Raw genomic sequence first — 24,069 nt, 5'->3', positions numbered from 1 at the left:
ATGACCAAGCTGACCGCGGCCATCGTCGGGCCGGGCAACATCGGCACCGACCTCATGTACAAGCTGCTGCGCAGCGACGTGATCGAGCCACGCTGGATGATCGGTGTCGACCCGTCGTCGGAGGGCCTCAAGCTCGCCGCCGCGCAGGGGCTCGAGTCGACCCACGAGGGCGTCGACTGGCTGCTCAAGCAGGACCAGCTGCCCGACCTGATCTTCGAGGCGACCTCGGCGTACGTGCACCGCGAGTACGCCCCTCGCTACGAGGAGGCCGGCATCCGGGCGATCGACCTCACGCCCGCCGCCGTCGGACCCGCCGTGATCCCGCCGGTCAACGGCGAGGAGCACGTGGCGAAGATGAACGTCAACATGATCACCTGCGGTGGTCAGGCCACGATCCCGATGGTCGCCGCGGTCTCGCGCGCGGCCGCGGTGTCGTACGCCGAGATCGTCGCGTCGGTGTCGAGCATGTCGGCCGGTCCTGGCACCCGCGCCAACATCGACGAGTTCACCCGCACCACCTCGGCCGGGGTCGAGACGATCGGCGGCGCCCAGCAGGGCAAGGCGATCATCATCCTCAACCCGGCAGAGCCGCCGATGATCATGCGCGACACGATCTACTGCGCGGTCGCCCCCGACGCCGACCGCGACGCGATCGTCGCCAGCATCTTCGCGATGGAGAAGGCCGTGCAGGAGTACGTCCCGGGCTACCGGCTGCTCCAGGAACCACAGATCGACGACCCGTCTCCCGCCACCCGCGGCCAGACGAAGGTCAGCGTCTTCGTCGAGGTCGAGGGCGCGGGCGACTTCCTGCCGCCGTACGCCGGCAACCTCGACATCATGACCGCGGCTGCCACGCAGGTCGGCCAGAACATCGCCCGCTCGATCCTCGCCTCCGGTGGTTGAGGAGGCGCGCTAGCGCCGTCTCGAAACCCCGGAACCCGAAAGGCAACCCCATGAGCGACATCAACACCCTGACCCGCAAGTGGACCGACACGGATGCGGCCAGCGGGCTCGACCTCCGGCTGACCGACACCTGCCTGCGCGACGGCTCGCACCACAAGCGCCACCAGTTCACGGCGCAGGAGGTGCACGACATCGTCGAGGCCCTCGACAACTCCGGCGTCCCGGTCATCGAGGTGACCCACGGCGACGGGCTCGGCGGATCGTCGTTCAACTACGGCTTCTCCAAGACGCCCGAGCAGGAGCTGATCAGGATCGCGGCCGAGACCGCGAAGCGCGCCAAGATCGCGTTCCTCATGCTCCCCGGCGTCGGCACCAAGGACGACATCCGTGCCGCTCAGGACAACGGCGGCCAGATCTGCCGGATCGCCACCCACTGCACCGAGGCCGACACCTCGATCCAGCACTTCGGCCTGGCTCGCGAGCTCGGCCTGGAGACCGTCGGCTTCCTGATGATGAGCCACACCCAGCCGCCCGAGGTCCTCGCCAAGCAGGCGCGGATCATGGTCGACGCGGGCAACCAGTGCGTCTACGTCGTCGACTCCGCCGGCGCGCTCGTCATGGAGCAGACCGCCGACCGGGTCGCCGCCGTCGTCGCCGAGATCGGCAACGAGGCGACCGTCGGCTTCCACGGCCACGAGAACCTCGGCCTCGGCGTCTCCAACACCGTGATCGCCGCCCGTGCGGGCGCCACCCAGATCGACGGCTCGGTCCGCCGCTTCGGCGCTGGCGCCGGCAACACGCCGCTCGAGGCGTTCGTCGGGGTCTGCGACAAGCTCGGCTGGAAGACCGGCATCGACTTCCTCACCATCGTCGACGCGTCCGAGGACGTCATCAAGCTGGCGATGCCCGAGGAGTGCCAGCTCGACCGGATGACGCTGATGATGGGGTACGCCGGGGTCTACTCGTCGTTCCTCAAGCACGCCGGCAACGCGGCCGACCGCTACGGCGTCTCCGGCGCGAAGATCCTGCTGGAGGCCGGCCGCCGCAAGCTGATCGGTGGCCAGGAAGACCAGCTCATCGACATCGCGCTGATGCTGAAGGCCGAGCAGGAGAAGGAAGCTGCGAATATCTAATCGCACGCGTTTACTGTCCCAGCGACAGCAACGTGGCACCCTCAGGGCGTGAGCGACGCTCAAAGCCGGCTGCTAGACGAACTCCTGAGCGTGCCGCAGCGAAAGATTGCCTGGCTTTCGTTAGTTGCGTTTGTCGCCGGCGGCAGTCTGTCCGACCGACAAGACCTGCTTTCGGATGCGGCGCGGATCAATCTCGTTAAGAGCTTCGAACTGTCGCGTGGTCACGTAGTCCGTTGGCTCGTACGACACGCTTATCGCTCGGTCGTACGTCTAATGGCCCGCAGGCCATTCATTCCTATCGGCTTGGTATTGCTCGCGTCGACCTTGCCCCTTACTGGGGGACCATCCCTGTGGCCGAATGATCGGGTCGCATCGACGTTCCTCTCGGTCTTGTGGCAAGTCATGGCCGGAACCCTTGGGATTGCTGTCGCGATCATTCTGTTCATCCACGAGGCGTACGGTGCCTCTTTCCGATCTAGCCGAGGCGTGACGTTTGCGGAGTTCGCCAAGCGCACCGGTGTCATGAGGCTGGTCGTGGTCCTCACGTCGAGTCTCCTGCTTCTCGGTTCGGCCCTGCTCGGGATCGGGGACGGGGCACCAAGAGGTTGGGCCGGGTTCCTCGCGGTAGTTGTGTCGGTTATAGGAATTCTCATGCTGCCTGCAGCCTTCAGATCGATCTCCTCGCTCGTCGGAGCTGCCAGTGTTCACAATCTGAAGAGAGACATGCTCGTTCCCCGCGTTGTCGAGTCTGTGGGCCGTGACCTACTCACGGCATCGATGGATGCCCATCTCCGGGCAGAGATGACAGACCGTGGCTACACGAACCACTATCCACTGACGCCCGCTAGTGCAGCGGTCCTGAGGGTGGTCCGTTCTGGCGTCGTGACGGATGTACGTTTGAAGAACCTCTGGGCATGTGCCGCAGCAGACCCCTCAGTGAGAGTCGGTATTCCGCTCTTCTCTCGAGTGCGAGCAGGATCGGTGGTCGCGACGAGTGACGTTCAGTGCCAACTTCCCGATTACCTGGTCGTCTCCCCTCGTGGGCGATCTGGCGCCCGCTGGGACGAGTTCGCGGTACTGAAGGGATTGGACGAAGAAGCTTCTGCGGCCATGAGGGCGGAGGACATGGGTCGGGTGGAGCAGTCTCTTGAACTCTACGAGCTTGTCGTCGTCACCCTCCTGGAGTGCGACACCGCGCTAGGCAAGATCGGTGGCATGAGCGTCTCAGGCGACACAGATCTTCTAGTTGAGGTGCGGCGGAGCCTGTTGCGACTCCACTCACACGCGTCTGCCGGGGGGACGGCGGACTTTGACAACAAGGTCTTGTCAGCGACTCTGTCGATCGCTCAGGCCGCGATTGACGGTGGGAACGCACGAGTATCGGCGGAGTTCCTCGTGCTGAGCAGGATGATGATCGTCAAGAGTCTTGGTGGTGCAGCGTGAGTGACTGGCGACGCTTGTTCGACGCGGTCAACTACACGATCGCTCCCGCAGCGCGCGACGGCATCGAACTGGGTAGTCTCAGTAGTTCTGAGGTCAACTTTGTAGCAACCGCCGGGTTGAAACAGTTGGCGAGGGTTCTTGTCGAGGCGGAACGCGTCGGTAGTCAAGACCTCGATGCAATGTGGCGGAGCTGGGCTGGGCTTTCAGGTTCACGGAGATTGCGAGAAGAGGGTCAGCTCGGCTCGGTGCGCCTGCAGTTGACGATCGTCGTCGTTGCATATTTGCTCTCGCGGCTCGGTGCCGAGGAGTGGTCTGAGCAAAGCCTCGCGTTGACGCGACGACTATCGAGCAGGCCACCAGACCCGGGGGCCCTGTCAGCCATCGCTGAAATGATGCAGGACGAGGGCTCGGCGGCGGAAGAACTCTGGGACGAACTTGTCCGAGACAGTCTTCCTGAGCGACGAGTTGCGTTCGTAGAAGGTCTGCGAACGGCTCTTGTGAGACTGCTCGCGTTCTGGACTGCAATCGGCGACAGGTCACAGACATACGTCGGTGACTGGATCGCTGATAGCGATGACCAGGAGCTAACTCACGCGGTGGCGGACGTGCGCTTGATCCTGTCGCGCGCCGACCTGGCGGCGATTGGAGACGACCCGATCGTAGAGAGGCTTAAGGGACTTCGTGATCGCGCCAGACGCATTGTCGCCGAGCGGATCTTGGCTGCTCCAATCTCGGAAAAGAAGCTGGCCCGAATCGCGATCGCGCTAGGCGAGCGGTGGAAAGAGGCACGCGACCTTCCGACCCTGCTGGACCTCGCAGGTGCCCGGCGTGAGGCCGGGCCGGCCACGACAGCCCTTGAGTTGTCTGCAGGTCGTGGCTTCCTGGTAGATGGAACGAACTACGTAGGCGAGGACGAGATCGGGCGAGCCGCGGCGGACAACCTCATACGTCTTGAGACTGAGGCGGTGCTTAACGACTGGCTCGCGTCCGCTGTACGGGTGGTCGACGGGTCTCTGCTCGAGCATCTCTCTGAGCACGGATGGAAGACGATGATCTGTTCCATCGATTGGGCGGCAGATCGATGGCGCGAGGAGAATCTCGCCCATCGATCGATTCCTGCGGTGTACACCAGCACCCAGATGCAGGATGGATTTGTACTTTTGGTCGACGCAGCACCCCAGCTCTGGCGCGTGGCGCCGGTCGATCCACCTCCACTCCTCAATGTGCGCGACAGACCACTGGGGGACGAGGCAACGGATGTTTACGTCACAATCAGTGTCGAACTCGCAACTCCAGCGGCGGAGGGTAGCGCGCGCGCCGCGTTGCTACGCGCGCCTTGGGCTTAGGTATCACCACGCTGGCAACGCGGCTGCCCGCTAGGGCCTCTCCGGCGCGAAGATCCTGCTGGAAGCCGGTCGCCGCAAGCTGATCGGCGGCCAGGAGGACCAACTCATCCACATCGCGCTGATGCTCAAGTCCGAGCAGGAGAAGGAAGCCGCGAACTCCTGACGCTCGGGTGGTTTCGAGGCTCAGGCCTAGCGGCCTTCGCACCTCAACCACCGTGTCGGTGGTTGAGGTGCGAGGAGCGCTAGCGACGAGCCTCGAAACCACCTCGCCGCGCGTCAGTGCTTGCAGATCAGCCCGCCGTCGACGACGAGCTCGGTGCCGGTGACGAACGACGCGTCGTCGGACAGCAGGAACGCGACGGCGGTGGCGATCTCGCGCGGCTGCGCCATGCGCCCCAACGGCGTCGCCTGCTCGAACTCGGCGGTGAGCTCGGGGATGTCGAGCGCCGGCTGGAGCATCGGCGTGACCACGAAGCCCGGGCAGACGGAGTTGACGCGGATGCCCTCGCCGCCGAGCTGAGCGGCCATGGACCGGGTCAGCCCGAGCAGGCCGGCCTTCGACGCGCAGTAGGACGGGATCCACGGGTTGGCCGCGATGCCCTCGATCGACGAGATCGCGACGATCGACGGACCCGCGCTCCGGTCGAGGTGGGGGAGCGCCGCCTGCGAGAGCAGCGCGTGCGCACGCAGGTTGACGTCGAGCACCTGGTCCCAGGAGTCGGCGGTGAGAGCCCCGACCGGCTCCGGGGACACCCGGCCGGCGGCGTGCACCAGCCCGGTCAGGCCCCCGAGCGCGGCGACCGCTTCCGCCACCGGGCGGTCGAGATCTCCGGTGACGTCCACGACCTGGCCGTGGGCGCCGATGCGCTCTGCGACCGCCACCGTGTCGGGAGCGACGTCCCAGATCGCGACCCTCGCGCCGCGCTCGACCAGCACCTCGGCCGTGGCGAGCCCGATGCCGGACGCGCCACCGGTGACGATGACGCGCTTCCCGTCGAGCGCGGTCACAGCAGGAACCTCGCCTTCAGGCAGTCCGACCCGCGCTCGGCGACCGCGGCGTACGCCGCCGCTGCGTCCTCGAGCCCGAAGGTGTGCGTGAAGAGGCCCCCGGTGTCCAACCGGCCGTGCTGCACGAGCGGGACCAGCTCGGTCCAGGTGCGATGAACGGGTGCCGTCGTCATGCGCAGGGTGATGCTCCGGTAGACGCCCATCAGGGCTCCCAGCGGATACGGGTTCATGTCGTGCACCCCGATCACCGAGACGGTACCGCCCGCGCGTACGGCGGCGAAGGCGTCGTCGAGGGTGGCGTCGATGGCGACCGCCTCGATGACCGAGTCGGCGCCGCGCCCTCCGGTCGCCTCCATCACGGCGTCCAGCAGCGGCCCGTCGACGCTGACCGCCCCGGACCGGGCCGCCAGCTCCCGACGGCCGGCGACCGGGTCGAACGCGAGGACCTGACCCGCGCCCTGGAGGAGTGCCGACCGGACCGCGCACTGACCGACCGCGCCGAGTCCCAGGACGACCACGGTGCCGCCCGGTGGGATGTCCGCGCGTCGTGCTCCCGCCCAACCGGTGCCGAGGTTGTCGGTCAGGAGCAGGGCGGCCTCGTCGTCGACGCCGTCCGGGATGCGGAGCAGCTGGAAGTCCGCGGCGGGTACGGCGAGGAGCTCGCTCTGCCCACCGCCGAGCTCACCGGCGCCGAAGACCTTCGGGCCCTGGAGGCAGGTCACCGGGTCGCCAGAGGCGCACCCCACGCAGCTCCCGCAGCCCGCGACCGAGGCGACGAGCACCCGGTCTCCCGCCCGGAAGCGACGTACGTCCGAGCCGACCTCGACGACCTCACCGATCACCTCGTGGCCGACCGCGACCGGGAAGAACGGCAGGTCGCCGTCGTAGAAGTGGAGGTCCGACCCGCAGATCGCCGAGGACCGGACGCGGACCAGCGCATCACCCGGCCCGGCGAGCACCGGGTCGGGCACGGTCTCGACGGCGATCTGGCCTGGTCCGGTGACGATGACGGAACGCATGGCGCACACCGTAGGACCGTTTGTGCGTTCTGTTTACAGATTCTGAAAAGTGTGTACTGTCCGGCCCATGCGCAACGTGCACGCCGGCCTGCCGTTCACGGCCGCCGAGTTCTCCGACGAGCAGGTCGCCGCGGCGCTGGAGGACCTCTCCGTCCCCGCGCTGCTGGTGTCCTGCGTGCACATGAGCCGACCCGAGGACCGGGCCGCCATCCTCGCGAGCGAGCTGCGCCCGCTGGGGAGCTTCCTCAACGAGTACCAGGGGTTCATGGACGCGGAGGCCCAGGCGGCGGCGCGCGCGTTCGCGCTCGACGTGATCCGCGACTGGCGCGACCGCGGCTGCCCGGAGCCGGAGCCCGTCTCGGCGGAGATGGTCAAGCAGCTGATGGCCTGGATCGTCGGGGCCGAGGTCGGCGACGAGTACGTCCCGATGATGCTCGAGGAGCTCGAGCTCGACGGCGTCGACCGCCGCGCGAGCGCACCCGTCGCGGGCGCCGCGGACTACCCGGTGGTCGTCATCGGCGCCGGCATGTCCGGCATCCTCGCCGCGATCCGGCTCGCCGAAGCGGGCTTCCCGTTCGTCATCGTCGAGAAGAACGCCGGCGTGGGCGGGACGTGGTGGGAGAACTCCTACCCCGGCGCTCGCGTGGACGTCGGGAGCCACTTCTACTGCTACAGCTTCGAGCCCGCCGACCACTGGACCGAGTTCTTCCCGCAGCAGCCGGAGGTGCAGGCCTACTTCCAGCGGGTCTTCGACAAGCACGGCCTGGGCGAGCACACGCGCTTCTCCACCGAGGTCGTCGGCGCCACGTGGGACGAGGCCGCCGGGACGTGGTCGGTCGAGCTCGACGACGGTACGACGCTCGTCGCGCGCGCGGTCGTGGCGGCCGTCGGCCAGATGAACCGGCCGTTCGTGCCCGAGGTCCCCGGTGCGTACGACGGACCCGCCTTCCACACGGCCGAGTGGGACCACGACGTCGACCTCACCGGCAAGCGCGTCGTGATGGTCGGGGCCGGCGCGACCGGGTTCCAGCTCGCGCCGGCGATCGCCGACCGCGTCGAGTCGCTCACCGTCGTCCAGCGCAGCGCTCAGTGGATGTTCCCGAACCCCGGCTACCACGACAAGGTCGGGCCCGGCGTCGGCTGGGCGATCCGGCACCTGCCGTTCTACGGCCGGTGGTTCCGGTTCCTCATCTTCTGGCCGGGCTGCGACGCGGGTCTGGTCGCGGCGAAGGTGGACCCCGACTGGGAGCCGCAGGCGACCTCGGTCAGCGAGGTCAACGACATCGCCCGCCTGATGTTCACCGAGTGGATCACCAGCCAGCTGCCCGACGACCCCGAGCTCCAGGCGTTGGTCGTGCCGGACTACCCGGCGACCGGCAAGCGCACCCTGCAGGACAACGGCAGCTGGCTCCAGACCCTTCGCCGCGACGACGTGACCCTGGTGCGCGCCGGGGTGGAGCGGCTCGTGCCCGACGGGCTCGTCGACAGCGACGGCCGGCACCACCCGGCCGACGTGATCGTCTGGGCGACCGGCTTCCGGGTCAACGACTTCCTGCTGCCGCTGCGGATCATCGGGCGCGACGGCCTCGACCTGCGCGAGACGTGGGGGAGTGCCCCGCGCGCTCACCTCGGCGTGACGGTCAGCGGGTTCCCGAACCTGTTCCTGCTCTACGGCCCCAACACCAACCTGGCCAGCGGTGGCAGCATCATCTTCGCCTCGGAGTGCGAGGTCGCGTTCACGGTCGAGTGCCTGCGACTCGTCGCCGAGGGCGGGCACGGCGCGATCGAGCCGACGCGCGCGGCGTACGACGACTGGTACGACCGGGTGCAGGCCGAGGCGCAGACGATGGTGTGGGCGTCGCCGCACATCGCGCACAACTACTACAAGAACGCCGAGGGCGACGTGCACGGCCTGAACCCGTTCCGCATCGTCGACTACTGGGCGTGGACCCGCCGCCCCGATCCGGCCGACTACCGGCTCTCATGACCGCTCGGGACCGATCCCGCGAGCGCATCCTCGACGCCGCCGAGGCGTGCCTGCGACGAGACGGGATCCGGCGTACGACGGTCCAGGCGGTCGCCGACGAGGTGGGCCTGTCCCGCGTCTACCTCTACCGCTTCTTCCCGGACAAGGCGACGCTGGTCTCGGCGGCGCTGATCCGTCGCGACGAGGAGTTCTGGGCCCGGGCGAACGCCCGGGTGTCCGCCGCCGGCACGATCTCGGAGATGGTGGCCGAGGCGGTGCTGATGTCGAGCGAGTCGCCGCTCGGCACCCTGGCGCTCGCCCTGGCGGAGTCCGAGCCCCGGGAGTACGCCGAGGTGATGGGCACCTTCGTCCACGAGGTCGTCCCCGGCCTGGCAGGCTTCTGGGTGGACCAGCTGACAGCGGCGCAGGACCGCGGCCTGGTCCGTCGTGACCTCGACGTCGTCGCCGGGGCGGAGTGGGTGATCCGGATCGTGGTCTCGCTGGTGGAGGTCCCGGGCCGCGCCGTCGACATCACCTCCCGCGCTTCGCTGGTCGCCCACCTCGACGCCTTCCTGAGCCCGGCGTTCGCCGATGTCTAGCCGCCTGCGCGGGGCTCGTCGCTTCCACCCCGACCTCCGCACCGGATCACGGCTGTTGCCGCGGGCCGCGGCGAGCCCGCGGCTCGTGCCGTGGATCCGCCGGGCGATCGCCCGGATGCCTGCCGACCCGGACTTCGTCGAGACCCAGGTGTCCGACACCGCTGCGATCCGTGTCTACCGCCCGGCCCACGCGCCGACGCAGAGTCCTGCGCTGCTCTACGTCCACGGCGGCGGGCTCCTGATCGGGAGCCCCCTCCAGGACGAGCCCGCGCTGCGCTCGATCGCCGACGAGCTGGGCGTCGTGGTGGCGACGGTCCGCTACCGGCTGGCCCCCGAGCACCGCTACCCGGCCGCACGCGACGACTGCTACGACGCGCTGTGCTGGCTGGCCGCGCAGCCCGGGATCGACCCGGCGCGCGTCGCCATCGGCGGTGGCAGTGCCGGAGGTGGCCTCGCCGCCGCGACCGCACTCACGGCCCGGGACCGCAACGGCCCCGCACTGTGCCTGCAGCTGCTGGTCTACCCGATGCTCGACGACCGGACGGCCGTGCGCCCCGACCCGAACCGGGCCTACCGACGGCTCTGGAGCAACGAGGCCAACCACTACGGCTGGTCGAGCTACCTCGGCCACGAACCCGGCCGGCCCGGGGTGGACCCGACGGCGGCACCGTCGCGGTGCGAGGACCACTCCGACCTGCCCACCGCCTGGATCGGCGTCGGCACCCTGGACCTCTTCCACGACGAGGACCTGGCGTACGCCGAGTCGCTGCGCGCCGCCGGCGTCGGCTGCGCGACGTACGTCGTCCCCGGGGCGTTCCACGGGTTCGACGCGTTCGCCGGCACGCCGGTCGCCCGCGACTTCCGGGCGAGCCAGGTCGACGCGCTGCGCTCGGCGTTCAGTCTGCGAGAGCCGGAGCCGCGCTAGGAGCCGCCGACGGCGGCGCCACCTTGTTGACGCGGATGAACGCGAGCGACGCGATGAGCGCCAGCGCCATCACGACGATCGCGACGGTGAAGGCCTGCTGCTGACCGGCGACGAAGATGTCGGCCTGTCCCGCGGCCGTGCCGGCAGCCGTGCCGAGCTCACCCGCGCGGTCGGCCGCGGCGTGGGCGAAGACCGTGCCGAAGAGGGCGAGGCCGATCGACCCGCCGAGCTGCTGGCCGGTGTTCAGGAGGGCCGAGGCGAGGCCGGTCTCGTGCGGTGCGACCCCGTTGACGGCGGTCATGGTCAGCGGCACGAAGCAGCAGCCCATGCCGAGGCCGAGCAGCAGGATCGAGCCGAGGAACGGCCAGTAGCTGCTGTCGACCTCAAGCTGCGAGAACGACGCCATCGCGAGGATCGCGAGGATCGGGCCGACCGTGAGGAACGGGCGGATGCCGATCCGCGGAACGAGCCGGCGGACCACGACGATCGACATGAACATGATGAGCGACGGCATGGGCAGGAAGCCGAGGCCGGTCTCGAGCGGGGTCCAGCCGTGGACGTTCTGCTGGTACTGCGCGAGGAAGTAGAACGTCGTGAAGAGCCCAGCGGCGAGGAAGAGCATGATCAGGTAGGCGCCGGTGCGGTTGCGGTTGGCGAAGATCCGGAACGGCATCAGCGGGTGGGTCGAGACGTGCTCGATGACCACGAACGCGACCAGCAGGGCGGCGGCGACGCCGAGGGTCACGACGGTGGTCGTGGAGCCCCAGCCGTCGCTGGCGGCCTGGGTCAGGCCGTAGACCAGGGTCGACATCCCCGCGGTGACGGTGATCGCGCCGGGCAGGTCGAGCTTGGTGCCGGAGCCCTGCGACTCGGTGAGCACGCGGGGGGCGAGGAAGAGCACGATCGCGCCGATCGGGACGTTGATGAACAGCGCCCAGCGCCAGCTGGCGAACTCGGTGAGCACGCCGCCGAGCAGCAGCCCGAGGGCACCACCCGATGCGGCCATCGCCGCGAACACGCCGAAGGCCCGGGCGCGTGCCGCCGGCTCGGTGAACGTCGTGGCCAGCAGCGCGAGCGCCGTGGGTGCGGCGATGGCGCCGCCCGCGCCCTGTGCGGCCCGGGCGCCGATCAGCATCATCTCGCCGTTCGCGAGCCCACCGACCAGCGAAGCCGCAGCGAAGAGGCCGATGCCGACCATGAACATCCGACGGCGCCCGAAGAGGTCGCCGGTGCGGCCCCCGAAGAGCAGGAGACCGCCGAAGGCGAGCGAGTAGGCGGTGACGACCCAGGTCAGGTTGTCGGTGGAGAAGTCGAGGTCGGCGCGGATGCTGGGCAAGGCGACGTTCACCACGGTGGCGTCGAGGACGACCATGAGCTGTGCGACGCAGATGACAGCGAGCGCCAGCCCGCCGTTGCGGACCGTGGACGTGGGTGCTGCTTCAGTCACGAGGAGTCTCCGGGTTGGTGGTCGAGATGGGTCGAGCCGGGCGGCCGAGCACCGGGAGCAGCACGCTGCTCACGACCTGCTCGGCGTACGCGCGCCCCGCTGGCTGGCCGGTCATGAGCACGCGCTGCAGCATCAGCGACGGCACCAGGCTCGCGGCCATGGGCACGTCGACGCCGGGGCCGAGCTCGCCGCGGCTGCGGGCGCGTTCGAGCATCGCGGTGATGCGGGCGATCCGTGGCTCGGTGAAGCGGGTCCTGAAGGCCTCGAGCAGCTCGGGCTCGCGGGGCAGGGCCGAGCAGACGCTCACCATCACCTGCAGCAGCCGCTGCGAGCTCGGGCTGCAGGACGCGGCGACCATCAGCTCGATGTCGCCGTCGAGCGACCCGGTGTCGATGGAGTCGATCGCGGGCTTCAACGTCGCCATCGCATCGATGACGAGCTCGGCCTTGTTGCTCCACCGGCGGTAGACGGTGGCCTTGCCGACACCGGCTGCGGTGGCGACCCCCTCGATCGACAGGCGGTCGTAGCCGTCGCGGACCAGGGCGTCGATCGAGGCGTCGATGATCGCCTCGTCGCGGCTCGGGTCCCGAGGGCGGCCGCGGCGTTGCTCCTCGCCGAGCGCGGCTTCGGTGGTGTCCACGGCGGTGAAACTAGCATGAAACGGAACGGGTCCGTATCGAAAAGAAGAAGCTCGCGGCATATGCCCGCCACGACCCGTCCTGCTGGGTACAGTCGCGGCGCGGGGGTGCAGCCCGCGCGACCAGGTCCGCGCCGGTCCGGCTCTGGGTGATCGAAGGGGAGCAGGACATGGAAGGCGTCGACGAGCGCCCGCGCGAGTTCGGGCACGACGCGGTCATCGTGTGCGACAACCTGCTGCGCATCTACCAGACCGACACCGTCGAGGTGCAGGCCCTGCAGGGCCTCGACCTGCTGGTGCACGACGGCGAGATGATCGCGATCGTGGGCGCTTCGGGCTCCGGCAAGTCGACGCTGCTCCAGGTGCTTGCCGGTGTGGACGCCGCGACCGCCGGCCGGGCGCGCGTGGCGGGCCACGACCTGCTCGGCATGACGCGCCGCGAGCGGGTGCACTACCGCCGCCACGTGGTCGGGTTCGTGCGGCAGCAGAGCACGCGCAACCTGGTGCCCTACCTCACCGCCAGCCAGGTGGTCGACCTCCCGCAGAGCTTCGCGGGCGTTCCCCGTCGCGAGCGGAAGCAGCGGACCGGCGAGCTGTTCGACACCCTCGGCGTCCAGCACTGCGCACACCTGAAGCCGCACCAGATGTCCGGAGGTGAGCAGCAGCGGGTGGCCATCTGCGTCGCGCTCGCCAACCGGCCCGAGGTGCTGCTGACCGACGAACCGACCGGCGAGCTCGACAGCACCTCGGCGCAGGAGGTCTTCGCTGCCCTGCGCACGGCCAACAGCGAGTGGGGCACCACCGTCGTCATCGTCACCCACGACGCGGCGGTCAGCGGTCAGGTCGCTCGGACGGTCGCCATCCGTGACGGCCGCACCAGCAGCGAGGTCCTGCGCAGCGACGAGGTGGGCGGCGTCCCCGGGATCGCCGAGGAGTTCGCGGTCATGGACCGGGCCGGGCGCGTCCAGGTGCCCCGCGAGTTCCGCGAGGCCCTGGAGCTGACCAACCGGGTGCGCCTCGCGCTCACCGAGGACCGGATCGAGATCCGCTCCGACCGTGGGGAGGCACGGTGACCTCCCTCGCGGGCGCGCCGATGGTCTCGGCGCAGGGGTTGTCCCGCAGCTACGGCTCCGAGCCGAGCCTCGTGCACGCGCTGAGCGACGTGTCCCTCGAGGTCGCGCCGGGCGAGATGGTCGCCGTGGTCGGCCGCTCCGGTTCGGGCAAGACGACCCTGCTCAACCTGCTCGGCGGACTGGACCGCCCGGACGCCGGGACGGTCCACGTCGACGGGATCGAGGTGACCGCTCTCGACGACGCAGGTCTGAGCACGATCCGTCGCGAGACGGTGTCCTACGTCTTCCAGTCCTTCGGGCTGCTGCCGTCGCTCACCGCGTCCGAGAACGTGGGCGTCCCGCTCCGGCTGCGGCGTACGCCGGTGGCCGAGCGTGAGAAGCGAGCGGCGCTGCTCCTCGACCTGGTCGGGCTGAGCGGCCACGCCGAGCAGCGACCCGGCGAGATGTCGGGTGGGCAGCAGCAGCGAGTGGCGATCGCGCGCGCCCTGGCCGGCTCCCCGCGGCTGCTCATCGCGGACGAGCCGACCGGGCAGCTCGACGCCGAGACCGGCCTCGCCGTGATGGCGCTGCTGCGCGGCATCGTCGAGTCCGAGGGCGTGACCGCCATCGTGGCGACGCACGACCCGGTGCTGGTCGCGCTGGCGGACCGCGTGCTCACCATCGCCGACGGCCGGGTGGGGTCCTGAGGTGACCACGCCGTGCTGAGGCTCGTCGTCCGACGAGCCTGGGTCCAACGCCGGCTGCTGGCGGCGGTCGTGGTCCTGGTCACCGTCGCCACCACCCTGATGGGGTTCTACGCCCTGCTCCTCGGGGTGACCGGACCGAGGTCGTTCTCCGAGCAGGTGCAGCGCTCGCAGCCGGACGACGTCGACGTGACGGCGTACGCCGTCGGCCTGGTCGCCAGCGACCTCGAGGCCACCCGCGGCGAGGCGCGCGACGTGGTCCAGGGCATCCTCGCCCCGCTGCACCCGTCCCTGGTCAGCACGGCGACCTCGGAGATGCGGCAGATCGGTGACTCGGGCCGGTTCGGCTACCTGGCGGCGACCGACGCGGACGCCGCACGCGGGACGCTGACCTCGGGCCGCTGGCCCGACGACGGCACGGGCAGGACGATCGAGGCCGTCGCCCCGGACGCCGCGGCCCGCGGGCTGCGCCTCCACCTCGGCGATCGGCTGACTCTCGGGCCCGGCACCGGGCTCGGCGCGAGCGAGCACCGGGCGACGGTCGTGATCGTGGGGACCTTCCGCGGCCTGCCGGACCCTGCCGCCGCGAGCGACCCGCTGGAGGGTGCCGGGTCGGACCCCTCCTTCACCACCGGAGGCGTGACGACGGCGGCGTACGGACCGTTCCTGGTCGGCGACGCCGCGCTCGTCAGCACCGGCCTCGACGTGGCCGCGCTGCGCGTCGACGGCGCCCCCGACCTGCGGACGGCGGACGACGCCTCGTTGAGCGCGACCGTGGACTCCCTGGACGGCGCGTCGACCCTGCTGTCCGCGCGGGTGGGCGACGCGGCCGAGATCACCCGGGTCGGGTCGGGGCTTCCTGCGACGCTCGACCGGCTGCACGCCCAGCAGGCCACCACCCGCTCGGCGGTGCTCGTCGCCCTGCTGCTGGACACGATGCTGGGGATCGCTGCCCTCGTCCTGGCCGGTCGGCTCCTCGCCGACAGCCGGACGCGCGAGCGGGAGCTGATGACGGCCCTCGGTCTCTCGCGCGGCCAGCAGCTCGGCTCCGCCCTGGCCGAGGCGGTCCTGCTCGCCGCCGTCTCAGCGGCCGTGGCGGTGCCGGTGGCCGCCGTCGCGTTCGCCGCGGTCACCCGTCTGCCGAGCCTGAGGGACGCCCGGCTGACCGAGGGCGTGACCGTGACGCCAGGCCTGCTCCTGGTGGTCGCGATCGGTGCCCTCGTCCTCAGCCTGGTGCTCGTCGTGTCGCCGCTCCTGACCCCGGACGCCGAGCGTCCACCCGGACGCCGACGCGTGTGGGCCCGCTCCGGGATCGACGTCCTGCTCCTGGTCGCGGCGGTGGTCGCCTGGAGGCAGCTCGACTCCCGGTCGCCCGCGGCCACCACCGGTGACACCCTGCTGCTGCTCGCGCCTGCGGTGTGCCTGGCCGCCGTCACCGTGGTGGCGGTGCGTGCCCTGCCGCCGCTCTTCGCGACGGCCTCCCGCATCGCACGTCGGTCCCGCTCCCTGCTGCCACTGTCCTTCGACCCACCGGCCCTCCGCCTCGGCGCCGGGACGGCGCTCGTCCTCCTCTCGTTGGCGTCCGCGGCCGCATCCTTCGGCGTCGCGACCCACGCGACGTGGGAACGCTCGCAGCGCGACCAGGCGGACCTGCGGGTCGGCACGGACCTCTCCCTCGCGCTCGACGCACCGCCCACGGCCGATGACGCCGGGAGCATCGTGCGCGCGGCGCTCGGCGACAAACCGGGGGACGACGGATCGTTCGTGTCGCCGGTCACCGCACGCCTCCTGACGCTCGGGAAGTACCTCGGCCGGCCGGGGGAGCCACCCGAGCTGGTGGCGATCGACTCGCGGCACGCGGGCACGCTGCTCCGCGGCCGGATCGACGGGAGCACGTCGTGGTCCGGCATCGGTGACCAGCTGGTGCCGGGCGATTCGGTCCACGGAGTGCCGCTTCCTCCCGGAGGCAGCGGGGTCACGATCACCGGCGACGCACCTGCGGGAGTCGCGGTCTCCGTGATCCCGACCGTCGTCGTGCAGGACGCCACCGGGCTCCGCAGCGCGGCGGAGGCCGAGCCCGTGCTCCTCGACGGCAGGTCCCACCTCGTGAACTGGTCGATCCCCCCGGGAAGGGGTGGGGAGGTCGTCGCCGTACGGCTCAGCCTCCAGGACGCCGGCAGCGACACGACCGGAGGAGGCGGGGGCTCCCAGGTCTCCGTCTCGCTGCGGATCCCCGGTCAGGCTGCGGACTCCTCTGCCGGCACTGCCGCCGACTGGCGAGACCGGGTGCTGGGCACCGACGGCGTCGTCGTCGGTCCGTCGGTCTCCGTGCGGAGGGCCGGGAACGCGGTCGTCCTCACGACGAAGGCGCAGGTGCGGGTCGACTACCTCCGCTACGAGACCGGCGAGGTGCTCGCCACGTCCTTCGACCCGCCGCGGACGGTCCCCGTCGTCGTCTCGCGGGCGCTGGCGGACGCCCTCGGCACGAAGGTCGGCGGCGAGCTGTCCGCCACGGTCAGCAACAGCGACCTCACCCTGCAGGTCGTGGACATCGTCTCGACGGTGCCGTCCGCACCCGGGCGCGTCGCCGTCCTGGCCGACGTCGACACGGTGTCGCGTGCCCTGATCGGTCGCGGCGAGCTGGAGCCCGCCGTCGACGGCTTCTGGGTCTCCCGCCCCACGAGCGGAGCGGCCAGCGCCCTGCGGCGGCTGGAGCTGGGCGACGTGACGACCCGCGAGCAGGTGACCTCCGACCTGACCAGCGGGCCGATGCAGGTCGTGCTCCCGGTCGCGTACGCCACCGTCGCCGGCTCCGCGGTCCTCCTGTTCCTCGCGGGTGCTGCTCTCGTGGTGAGCGCGGACCGGAGGCGGCGGACCGCGGAGGTCGCGCGGCTCCGTGCGCTGGGACAGCCCCGGTCGGGAGCCCGGAGGCTCGTCTTCGTCCAGCACGGAGTGCTCCTGGTCGCCCTCGTCGTCACCGGTGCGGTGGTCGGAGCCGGGGCGGCGATCGCGCTCTGCCGCGACCTGGTCCGGTCCGAGGACGGGACGGCGCCGGTCCCGTCGGCGGTCCTGGTGTGGCCGTGGGGGGCCGAGACCCTGCTCGTGGGGGGTCTCGTGGTCGCCTGCCTGGCGATCGCGGCGGTGGCCGCGGTCTCGCAGGTCGGTGCCTCGGACCTGACGCACCTGCGGGAGAGTGAGTGACGATGCTTCCCCGACCGAGGCTGCACGCGCCGAGCATCGTGGGCCGGATGCGCACCGACCCGGGGCCGCTGGTCCTGATAGCGGTGGTCGTCGCCCTCACGACGGCGCTCCTGGCGGTGGCGGGTCCGTTGACGACACGCGCCTCGGACCACGCCCTGGCGGACGCCGTACGGAAGGCCGGTGCACAGGGTTCGGTCGTGGGGACGTTCCCGCGAGGGGACGCCTTCTACGACACGCGCACGCGCGAACCCCGGGCCGCCGAGAAGCTCCGTGCGGCCGTGACCGGTGCCCAGCTCCTGCTCCCGGACCGGGTCGCCGACGTTGTGCAGCCTGGGATCACTGCCGTCACGACCACGCCGCTGCAGCTGCTCGACGCCGGACCCGGTCGCTACCTCAGCCTGGCCTACCTCGACACCCCGGCCGGTGCCCCCGCAGTGCGCTACACAGCAGGCGGCCCACCACGAGCCTCCGTCGGCTCCGACCGGGCGTCGGCCGAGGTGTCGGCCGACGCGCCGCCCTGGCGCGTCCAGGTCGCCCTGTCGAGCGCCGCGGCCGAGGCGCTGGGCCTCCAGCCCGGTGACCGGCTCACGATGAAGGACCTGGTCGGGCGGCCGGTCGTCGCCACGGTGAGCGGGATCTACGTGCCCCACGACCCCGGCGACCTGGTGTGGCAACCGGTCCCGCAGCTGCTGCACCCGACCCAGGGTGTGTCGGACGGCGTGCACACCTCCTCCGCCGCTGCGATCGTCTCGGCGGCGGCGCTGCCCGACCTGCAGCTCGCCGTACCCACTGACGACCTCAACCAGCGCATCTACGCGGCGCCGCGCCCGGACGCCGTGCGGTGGTCCGACTCGGAGGAGCTGGTGCGCACCATCGGGGCCCTGAAGGCGGCGCCGCCGGCTGCCGGCGGCCCGGTCTGGGACAGCGCGCTCGACCAGGTCCTGGAGGACGGGCGCTCCGAGATCACCGCTGCCCGTGGACAGGCCGACGTGCTGCTCCTGTCGCTCCTCGTGTGCGCGCTCCTCGTGCTGTGCCTGGCCGCGGACCTCCTGGTGCGTCGCCGGGCGACGTCCGTCCTGCTGACCCGCGAGCGCGGCGGGACGCTGGCCGAGATCGCCGCCGAGCTCTTCCTCGAGGCCGCGGGGTGGGTCGCGGTCGGGGTCGTCGTGGGAGTGCTCGGCGCGTGGTGGTGGCTCGGCGAGGCGGGGTGGTCGTGGGGGTTCGTGGTCCCGTTCGTCGCGGCGGGCGCTGCCGGTGCACGGGCCGCGTTCCTCGCGTCGCGCGCCACGGATCCCCGGCGTACGCCGGCCAACCGCAATGCCCGGCGGGTCGTGGCCCGTGCCCGGCAGCTGCGCCGGGTCACGGCCGTGACCGCGGTGGTCGCCGCCGCCGCGCTCTCGTTCGTCGCCCTCCGCCAGCGGGGTGTGGGCGACGGCGAAGACCTGACGGCGGCCGGTGCCCCGGTCTGGTGGGCCGTCGCCGGGACGCTGCTCGTGGTGGCCGCCGTGCCCGCGCTGACCGGTCTGCTCCTCGACGCAGCTCGCCGTACGTCGGGCAGCGTCGCGTTCTTCGTCGCGGCCCGGGTGCGCGAGACCGGGGCTCGTGCGCTGCCCCTGGTCGTCATCACGGTGACGGTCGCTCAGCTCACCTTCGCCCTCGCGCTGACCAGCACCGAGCAGCGCGGGCAGGCGGACGGTGCCCTGCTCAGCGTCGGCGGGGACGCCCGCGCGACGCTGTCGCCGGGGCGCTCGGCGACCAAGGTCGCACGTGCGGTCGACGGGGCGCCGGGCGTCACGGCAGCCGTCGCCGCCCGGATCGACAGCGGGGTGCCCGCGACGAGCACCTCCGGTGCGGACACGGTGCTGCTCACGGTCGTCGACGCCTCCGCCTACGAGCACCTCCTGGCCGTGAGCGCGCTGCCCGACGCACCCCAGCTCGCCACGTTGGCGGGCGACGACGGCACCGGCGTCCCTGCTCTGCTCCTCGGCGGAGCGTCGGGTCTGCAGGACGGGTTCTCGGTGCGCAGCGACGACGGTCCCTCCGTGAGGTTGCGCGTGGTCGGCAGGGCGCCGCAGGTGCAGGACACCTTCGAGCCGGTGGTCGTCGTGGACGCGACCGCGTACGCCCGCGCCGGAGGGCTGGCAGAGCCCGACACGGTCTGGGCGGTCGGGCCGGGTGCCGCATCGGCGCTCCAGGCCCAGGTCAGGCAGTCCGACGAGGTGGTGACCTACGCCGACGAGCTGGACGCTCGTCGCGATGCACCCGTGGTCACTGGCCTGGTGCGGCTGGCCGTGGCCGCGTCCCTGCTGCTGCTCCTCTTCGCTCTGCTCGGCGTCGTGATGGCGGCCGCGAGCGAGGCCGACTCGCGCGCGGCTTCCCTGGGTCGTCTCCGTGCCCTCGGGACCCGTGACCGTCAGCTGCGCCGGGTCCTGGGGGGTGAGCTGCTCGCGCCGGTCCTGATCGAGGCGCTCGCCGGCCTCGCCCTGGGGCTCAGCGCGGCCGTGGCGATGTTCGGCCAGCTGTCGTTGGAGAGCGTCACGGGCCAGGTGAGCGCACCCTCCGTCAGCATCCCGTGGTGGGTGCTCGTCGGGCCGGTCGCGCTGGTCGCCGCTGCCGTGGTCCTCACCCAGGTCGAGTGGGTCCGGCTCCGGGGGATCGCGCTCGGGCAGCTCCTGCGCGGCGGATCGCCGCGCTGAGGCGTGGCAGGAGGAGCTGCGGAAAGCAGGCAGCGCGACAGCACGGCGTAGCGTCGCGGGATGACACCGCCTGCGACCGATGCCCTGCGCGCCCGGCTCGCAGACCCGGTGTTCTGGAACGCCGTCACCCAGCTGGTCAAGACGGTGCTGGCAGCGGTGCTCGCCTGGGTGGTCGCGACCGAGGTGTTCAACCTGTCGCAGTCGTTCCTTGCGCCCTGGGCGGCGCTGCTCGTCGTGCACGCGACGGTCTACCGGACCTTCTCCCGCGGCCTGCGCCAGGTGACCGCAGCCGTCGCGGGCGTGCTGCTCGCCTGGGCCGTCGGCAACACGTTCGGCCTGGACACCATCTCCGTGGCGGTGGTGCTCACGCTCGGGCTGGCGCTGGGCGCGCTCCGGTGGTTCGGCGAGGAGTCGATCACGGTCGCGGCGACCGCGATGGTGGTGCTGACGACCGGCTTCTCGAGCGACGACTCGGTGCTGCTCGACCGGCTGGGCGACACGGCGATCGGCATCGTCGTCGGCCTGGCGGTCAACGCGGCCGTCTGGCCACCCCTGCGCCGGCGTACGGCGATCGCGGCGATGAACCGCATCGACGACAGCATCGGAGCACTGCTCGGTGACATGGGTGCCACCGTGGTCGACGGGTACGGCGCGGACGACGTCGCCGTCTGGGTCGACCGCAGCCGGTCCATCGACGGCGACCTCGACCATGCCTGGGCGTTGGTGCGCCAGGCGCAGGAGAGCGGTCGGCTGAACCCCCGTCGTCCGGCCCGCGAGCTGCGCGATCCTCAGCAGTGGAGCGCACTGCTCCGGCGGATGGAGCAGGCGGTCGCCGAGACGCGCAGCATGGCTCGGACGCTCGGCTACCACGCCAGCAGCCACGACCTGTGGCACCCGGAGTTCCGCGAACGCTGGCCGCAGCTGGTCGTCGATGCCGGCCGTGCGATCGACGACGCCGACCCGGACGCGATCCGCTCCGCGCGCGAGCGGCTCGGCTCCCTGGTCGACGACCTCGGGACCGCCGACCCCGCCTCGTCGCAGTGGCCGGTGCACGGCGCCCTCGTCATCAACCTGCGCAACACGCTCGACGCGATGGACGAGGTGGCCGCCGCCAACCCGATGGGTCAGCCCCCGTTGCCTCTGGCCACGCTGCGCCGATCCACGCCGGAGTGACCCGTGGAGCAGCGTGCTGATCACGGTCACCACGTCAGGGAATGGTGCGTACCGTGTCGGTCGTGGCGACCTGGACCCGGCGAGCCGTCCTCGGGGCGGGAGCACTCGGCGCGCTGTCGGCCTGCACGTCGACCGGGAGCGACACCTCGGCCTCGACACCCGGACCCACACCCTCGCCCAGCCCGTCGACGTCCCCGTCGCCGAGCGGGAGGGTCCCGTGGCCCCAGCTCCGCCGGTCGGTGCAGGGCACGCTCGCCCGGCCCGGTGATCCGGCGTACGACCAGGTCCGGCTCCTCCAGAACCCGCGGTACGACGGGGAGCGGCCGCTCGCGGTGCTGTCGGTCGGCTCGGAGCAGGACGTGGCGACCGGGCTGTCGTTCGCCCGCGACCACGACCTTCCGATCGCGATCCGGTCGGGCGGCCACAGCTATCCGGGGTGGTCCGGCGGCGGCAGTCCGCGTGCGCTGGTGATCGACTGCCGACCGCTGGACCGGGTCCAGGTCAGCGGCGCGACCGCGACCGTCGGCGCCGGTGCCGCGCTCGCGCACGTCTACGAGGAGATCGGCGGGCGGGGACGGGCGATCGCGGGCGGGTCCTGTCCCACCGTCGGGATCTCGGGGCTGACGCTCGGCGGCGGCGTCGGGGTGCTCACCCGGGCGATGGGGCTGACCTGCGACGCCGTCCGCTCGATGCGGGTGGTCACGGCCGACGGCACGCTGCGCACCGCGAGTGCCGACGACGAGCCCGACCTCTCCTGGGCGCTGCGTGGCGGCGGTGGGGGACACCTCGGCGTCGTGACCTCCTTCGAGTTCGAGACGACGGCCGCGCCGACGATCAGCTCGGTCTACCTGCAGTGGCCGTTGTCGGCGGCAGCGGACGTGATCGCTGCGTGGTTCGACTGGGCGCCGACCGCCGACGCACGTCTGTGGTCGACGCTCAAGGCGCTCGGGGGAGCGGAGCACGCAGGCTCCCCGATCCTGCTCCTCTCGGGCACCTGGACCGGCCCGACCGGGGCCCTCGACGCCCAGCTCGCCGGACTGCTCGACCACGTGCCGGCGCCGAGCGTGCGCTCGGACCACGTCCGCGCCTACCTCGAGGCGATGCAGGCGTACGCCGGAGCCGGGGGCCGCGAGGCGTTCGCCGCGACCTCGCACGTGGCGTACGACGCCCTCACCGCCGCCGGCATCGCGGACCTGGTCGACCAGGTCCAGGCGGCGCAGGCCTCCGGGCTGAAGGAGGCCGGTGTCTCGATCGACGCGCTCGGCGGCAAGGTCCGCGACCTGGGGCCGGGCGACACCGCCTTCGTGCACCGCACGGCGCTGGCCACCGTGCAGTACACCGCCACCTTCCCGCCCGGCACCCCGAGGGCCGCTGACGCCTACGTGCGCGGGTTCCGGGCCGCGATGCTCCCGCACTGGGGCAACCACGCCTACGTCAACTACTCCGACGCGACGATCGCGGACTACCGGACGGCCTACTTCGGTGACAACGCCGACCGGCTGGCACAGGTGCGCTCGGCGTACGACCCGGACGGGTTCTTCACGCAGCCGCAGGACTTCTGACGACTCACGCTCGTAACACCCCGGATCTCGACCAAAACGAGAACGTGTTCTAGTATCGATCCTGTCCCACCACGACAGGAGATCTCGATGTCCCAGGCTGTTCTCGACGGCGTTCGTGACCTGCTTCCCTCCATCCGGGAGCGGGCCGACGAGGCCGAGCGTCTTCGCGTCGTCCCCGAGGCCTCGATCAAGGAGCTGGAGGAGGTCGGATTCTTCCGGCTGCTGCAGCCGAAGCGCTTCGACGGCTTCGAGTCCGACCCCGTCGACTTCTACACCGCGGTGCGCGACATCGCCGGCGCGTGCGGCTCGACCGGCTGGGTGTCCAGCGTGGTCGGCGTGCACCCCTGGCAGGTCGCGCTCTTCTCCGACGAGGCGCAGCAGGCCGTGTGGGGAGAAGACACCACGACCCGGTTGAGCTCGTCGTACGCGCCGACCGGCAAGGCCCAGCTCACCGACGGCGGCTACATCCTGTCCGGCAAGTGGAGCTTCTCGTCCGGTTGCGACCACTGCAGCTGGGTGCTGCTCGGTGGGCTCGTCTTCAACGACGAGGGCCAGGTCGTCGACTTCAAGACGTTCATGGTGCCCCGCGAGAACTACACGATCAACGACGTGTGGCACATGGTCGGGCTGTCCGGGACCGGCTCCAACGACATCGTCGTCGAGGACGTCTTCGTGCCCGACGCGTTCACCCTGTCGATGGGCGACACCGGCCGCTGCTTCGGCCCGGGCCAGGAGCAGAACCCCTCCGACCTCTACAAGCTGCCCTTCCACTCGATCTTCACCGGCACCATCACCACGCCGATCATCGGCATGGCGATGGGCGCCTACGACGAGCACGTCGAGATGCAGCAGAAGCGCACGCGTGCGGCCTACCTCGGTGAGAAGGCGTCGCTCGACCCGTTCTCCGCGGTCCGGATCGCCAAGGCGTCGTCGGAGATCGACGCCGCGTGGGCGCTGCTGGTCAACAACATCCGCGAGGAGCAGGCCTACGTCGCCAAGGGCGAGAAGATCCCGCTCAAGACCCGGCTCAAGGTCCGCCGTGACCAGGTGCTCGGCTCGCAGCGGGCGATCGACGCGATCGACTCGCTCTTCGAGGCCTCCGGTGGCCGGGCGCTCGCCCAGGGCACCTACCTCCAGCGCGCCTGGCGCGACGCCCACGCGGGGCGCGTCCACGCGGCCAACGACCCCGAGCGGGCGCTGCAGATGTTCGGCGCGCACGAGTTCGGGCACAAGGTCGACCCGGGGATGTACTGAG

Annotated in this window: 18 protein-coding genes and 1 pseudogene; 15 read left to right on the top strand and 4 right to left on the bottom strand. The window is 71.2% G+C overall.

Going from position 1 to position 24,069, the window contains the following annotated elements; genetic code table 11:
• From ABLE68_RS19930 to ABLE68_RS22340, 5 genes and pseudogenes are all read left to right on the top strand, one after another.
• Positions 1–903, top strand: a complete 903-nt coding sequence (locus ABLE68_RS19930) for an acetaldehyde dehydrogenase (acetylating) (protein WP_348873677.1) — start codon at positions 1–3, stop codon at positions 901–903.
• Between the two features lie 50 nt (positions 904–953).
• Positions 954–2,036 carry a 4-hydroxy-2-oxovalerate aldolase gene (gene dmpG, locus ABLE68_RS19925; protein ID WP_348873676.1) on the top strand — a complete coding sequence of 361 codons (1,083 nt, stop codon included), beginning with the start codon at positions 954–956 and terminating at the stop codon, positions 2,034–2,036.
• Between the two features lie 402 nt (positions 2,037–2,438).
• Complete coding sequence (locus ABLE68_RS19920) at positions 2,439–3,479, top strand: hypothetical protein (protein ID WP_348873675.1); 1,041 nt, start codon at positions 2,439–2,441, stop codon at positions 3,477–3,479.
• 14 nt (positions 3,480–3,493) lie between these two features.
• Positions 3,494–4,825: a hypothetical protein gene (locus tag ABLE68_RS19915; RefSeq protein WP_348873674.1), complete on the top strand. Its 1,332-nt coding sequence runs from the start codon at positions 3,494–3,496 to the stop codon at positions 4,823–4,825.
• 46 nt (positions 4,826–4,871) lie between these two features.
• Positions 4,872–4,988 (top strand): annotated as a pseudogene (locus tag ABLE68_RS22340) (hypothetical protein); the annotation flags it as partial.
• Between the two features lie 113 nt (positions 4,989–5,101).
• Here the strand turns inward: ABLE68_RS22340 and ABLE68_RS19910 are convergent.
• On the bottom strand, positions 5,102–5,833 hold the full coding sequence (locus ABLE68_RS19910) for an SDR family NAD(P)-dependent oxidoreductase (RefSeq protein ID WP_348873673.1): 732 nt from the start codon (positions 5,831–5,833) through the stop codon (positions 5,102–5,104).
• A complete protein-coding gene (locus ABLE68_RS19905) occupies positions 5,830–6,852 on the bottom strand; it encodes an alcohol dehydrogenase catalytic domain-containing protein (RefSeq protein WP_348873672.1) in 1,023 nt (340 codons plus the stop codon). Before ABLE68_RS19905 ends, ABLE68_RS19910 begins: the two co-directional genes overlap by 4 nt.
• 67 nt (positions 6,853–6,919) lie before the next feature.
• Here ABLE68_RS19905 and ABLE68_RS19900 point away from each other — a divergent pair, with 67 nt between their 5' ends.
• From ABLE68_RS19900 to ABLE68_RS19890, 3 genes are read left to right on the top strand one after another with little or no spacing between them, the layout of a single operon-like run.
• Positions 6,920–8,839, top strand: a complete 1,920-nt coding sequence (locus tag ABLE68_RS19900; protein WP_348873671.1) for a flavin-containing monooxygenase — start codon at positions 6,920–6,922, stop codon at positions 8,837–8,839.
• Positions 8,836–9,417 (top strand): TetR/AcrR family transcriptional regulator, encoded by a 582-nt coding sequence (locus tag ABLE68_RS19895; protein ID WP_348873670.1) that lies wholly within the window; start codon positions 8,836–8,838, stop codon positions 9,415–9,417. Before ABLE68_RS19900 ends, ABLE68_RS19895 begins: the two co-directional genes overlap by 4 nt.
• Positions 9,410–10,342, top strand: a complete 933-nt coding sequence (locus ABLE68_RS19890) for an alpha/beta hydrolase (protein WP_348873669.1) — start codon at positions 9,410–9,412, stop codon at positions 10,340–10,342. Before ABLE68_RS19895 ends, ABLE68_RS19890 begins: the two co-directional genes overlap by 8 nt.
• On the opposite strand, the gene ABLE68_RS19885 is transcribed toward ABLE68_RS19890, so the two are convergent.
• Together ABLE68_RS19885 and ABLE68_RS19880 are read right to left on the bottom strand one after the other, a co-directional pair.
• Positions 10,314–11,789 carry a DHA2 family efflux MFS transporter permease subunit gene (locus ABLE68_RS19885; protein WP_348873668.1) on the bottom strand — a complete coding sequence of 492 codons (1,476 nt, stop codon included), beginning with the start codon at positions 11,787–11,789 and terminating at the stop codon, positions 10,314–10,316. The genes ABLE68_RS19890 and ABLE68_RS19885 overlap by 29 nt on opposite strands.
• Positions 11,782–12,429 carry a TetR/AcrR family transcriptional regulator gene (locus ABLE68_RS19880; RefSeq protein ID WP_348873667.1) on the bottom strand — a complete coding sequence of 216 codons (648 nt, stop codon included), beginning with the start codon at positions 12,427–12,429 and terminating at the stop codon, positions 11,782–11,784. Before ABLE68_RS19880 ends, ABLE68_RS19885 begins: the two co-directional genes overlap by 8 nt.
• A gap of 167 nt (positions 12,430–12,596) precedes the next feature.
• On the opposite strand from ABLE68_RS19880, the gene ABLE68_RS19875 reads away from it, so the two are divergent.
• The 7 genes from ABLE68_RS19875 to hsaA all read left to right on the top strand — a co-directional run bounded on the left by ABLE68_RS19875 (position 12,597) and on the right by hsaA (position 24,068).
• Complete coding sequence (locus ABLE68_RS19875; protein ID WP_348873666.1) at positions 12,597–13,499, top strand: ABC transporter ATP-binding protein; 903 nt, start codon at positions 12,597–12,599, stop codon at positions 13,497–13,499.
• Entirely contained in the window at positions 13,496–14,185 is a 690-nt protein-coding gene (locus tag ABLE68_RS19870; protein WP_348873665.1) for an ABC transporter ATP-binding protein, read from the top strand. The genes ABLE68_RS19875 and ABLE68_RS19870 overlap by 4 nt, the downstream gene beginning before the upstream one ends.
• 12 nt (positions 14,186–14,197) lie before the next feature.
• On the top strand, positions 14,198–17,383 hold the full coding sequence (locus ABLE68_RS19865) for an FtsX-like permease family protein (RefSeq protein ID WP_348873664.1): 3,186 nt from the start codon (positions 14,198–14,200) through the stop codon (positions 17,381–17,383).
• A gap of 2 nt (positions 17,384–17,385) precedes the next feature.
• Positions 17,386–20,079 (top strand): FtsX-like permease family protein, encoded by a 2,694-nt coding sequence (locus tag ABLE68_RS19860; RefSeq protein ID WP_348873663.1) that lies wholly within the window; start codon positions 17,386–17,388, stop codon positions 20,077–20,079.
• A 60-nt stretch (positions 20,080–20,139) separates the two neighbouring features.
• Positions 20,140–21,252, top strand: a complete 1,113-nt coding sequence (locus ABLE68_RS19855) for an FUSC family protein (protein WP_348873662.1) — start codon at positions 20,140–20,142, stop codon at positions 21,250–21,252.
• A 62-nt stretch (positions 21,253–21,314) separates the two neighbouring features.
• The gene (locus ABLE68_RS19850; RefSeq protein ID WP_348873661.1) at positions 21,315–22,814 is read left to right on the top strand and encodes an FAD-binding oxidoreductase; all 1,500 of its coding nucleotides are present in this window, start codon (positions 21,315–21,317) and stop codon (positions 22,812–22,814) included.
• 87 nt (positions 22,815–22,901) lie between these two features.
• Positions 22,902–24,068 (top strand): 3-hydroxy-9,10-secoandrosta-1,3,5(10)-triene-9,17-dione monooxygenase oxygenase subunit, encoded by a 1,167-nt coding sequence (gene hsaA, locus ABLE68_RS19845; protein ID WP_348873660.1) that lies wholly within the window; start codon positions 22,902–22,904, stop codon positions 24,066–24,068.
• The last annotated feature ends 1 nt before the right edge of the window (position 24,069 follow it).

Source organism: Nocardioides pollutisoli (genome assembly GCF_040045055.1).
In the GTDB taxonomy this organism is placed as follows: Bacteria; Actinomycetota; Actinomycetes; order Propionibacteriales; family Nocardioidaceae; genus Nocardioides; species Nocardioides tweenelious.
Note: the sequence above shows the minus strand (reverse complement) of the source record. Positions and strands in the feature narration are given on the sequence as shown.

Bases quoted from the DNA above. Each gene is read 5' to 3' on its own strand.
- ABLE68_RS19905 (WP_348873672.1), bottom strand. From the start codon at position 6,852: ATGCGTTCCGTCATCGTCACCGGACCAGGCCAGATCGCCGTCGAGACC.
- ABLE68_RS19860 (WP_348873663.1), top strand. From the start codon at position 17,386: ATGCTTCCCCGACCGAGGCTGCACGCGCCGAGCATCGTGGGCCGGATG.
- ABLE68_RS19855 (WP_348873662.1), top strand. From the start codon at position 20,140: ATGACACCGCCTGCGACCGATGCCCTGCGCGCCCGGCTCGCAGACCCG.
- ABLE68_RS19895 (WP_348873670.1), top strand. From the start codon at position 8,836: ATGACCGCTCGGGACCGATCCCGCGAGCGCATCCTCGACGCCGCCGAG.
- ABLE68_RS19900 (WP_348873671.1), top strand. From the start codon at position 6,920: ATGCGCAACGTGCACGCCGGCCTGCCGTTCACGGCCGCCGAGTTCTCC.
- ABLE68_RS19920 (WP_348873675.1), top strand. From the start codon at position 2,439: ATGGCCGGAACCCTTGGGATTGCTGTCGCGATCATTCTGTTCATCCAC.
- ABLE68_RS19875 (WP_348873666.1), top strand. From the start codon at position 12,597: ATGGAAGGCGTCGACGAGCGCCCGCGCGAGTTCGGGCACGACGCGGTC.
- ABLE68_RS19890 (WP_348873669.1), top strand. From the start codon at position 9,410: ATGTCTAGCCGCCTGCGCGGGGCTCGTCGCTTCCACCCCGACCTCCGC.
- ABLE68_RS19930 (WP_348873677.1), top strand. From the start codon at position 1: ATGACCAAGCTGACCGCGGCCATCGTCGGGCCGGGCAACATCGGCACC.
- dmpG (WP_348873676.1), top strand. From the start codon at position 954: ATGAGCGACATCAACACCCTGACCCGCAAGTGGACCGACACGGATGCG.
- hsaA (WP_348873660.1), top strand. From the start codon at position 22,902: ATGTCCCAGGCTGTTCTCGACGGCGTTCGTGACCTGCTTCCCTCCATC.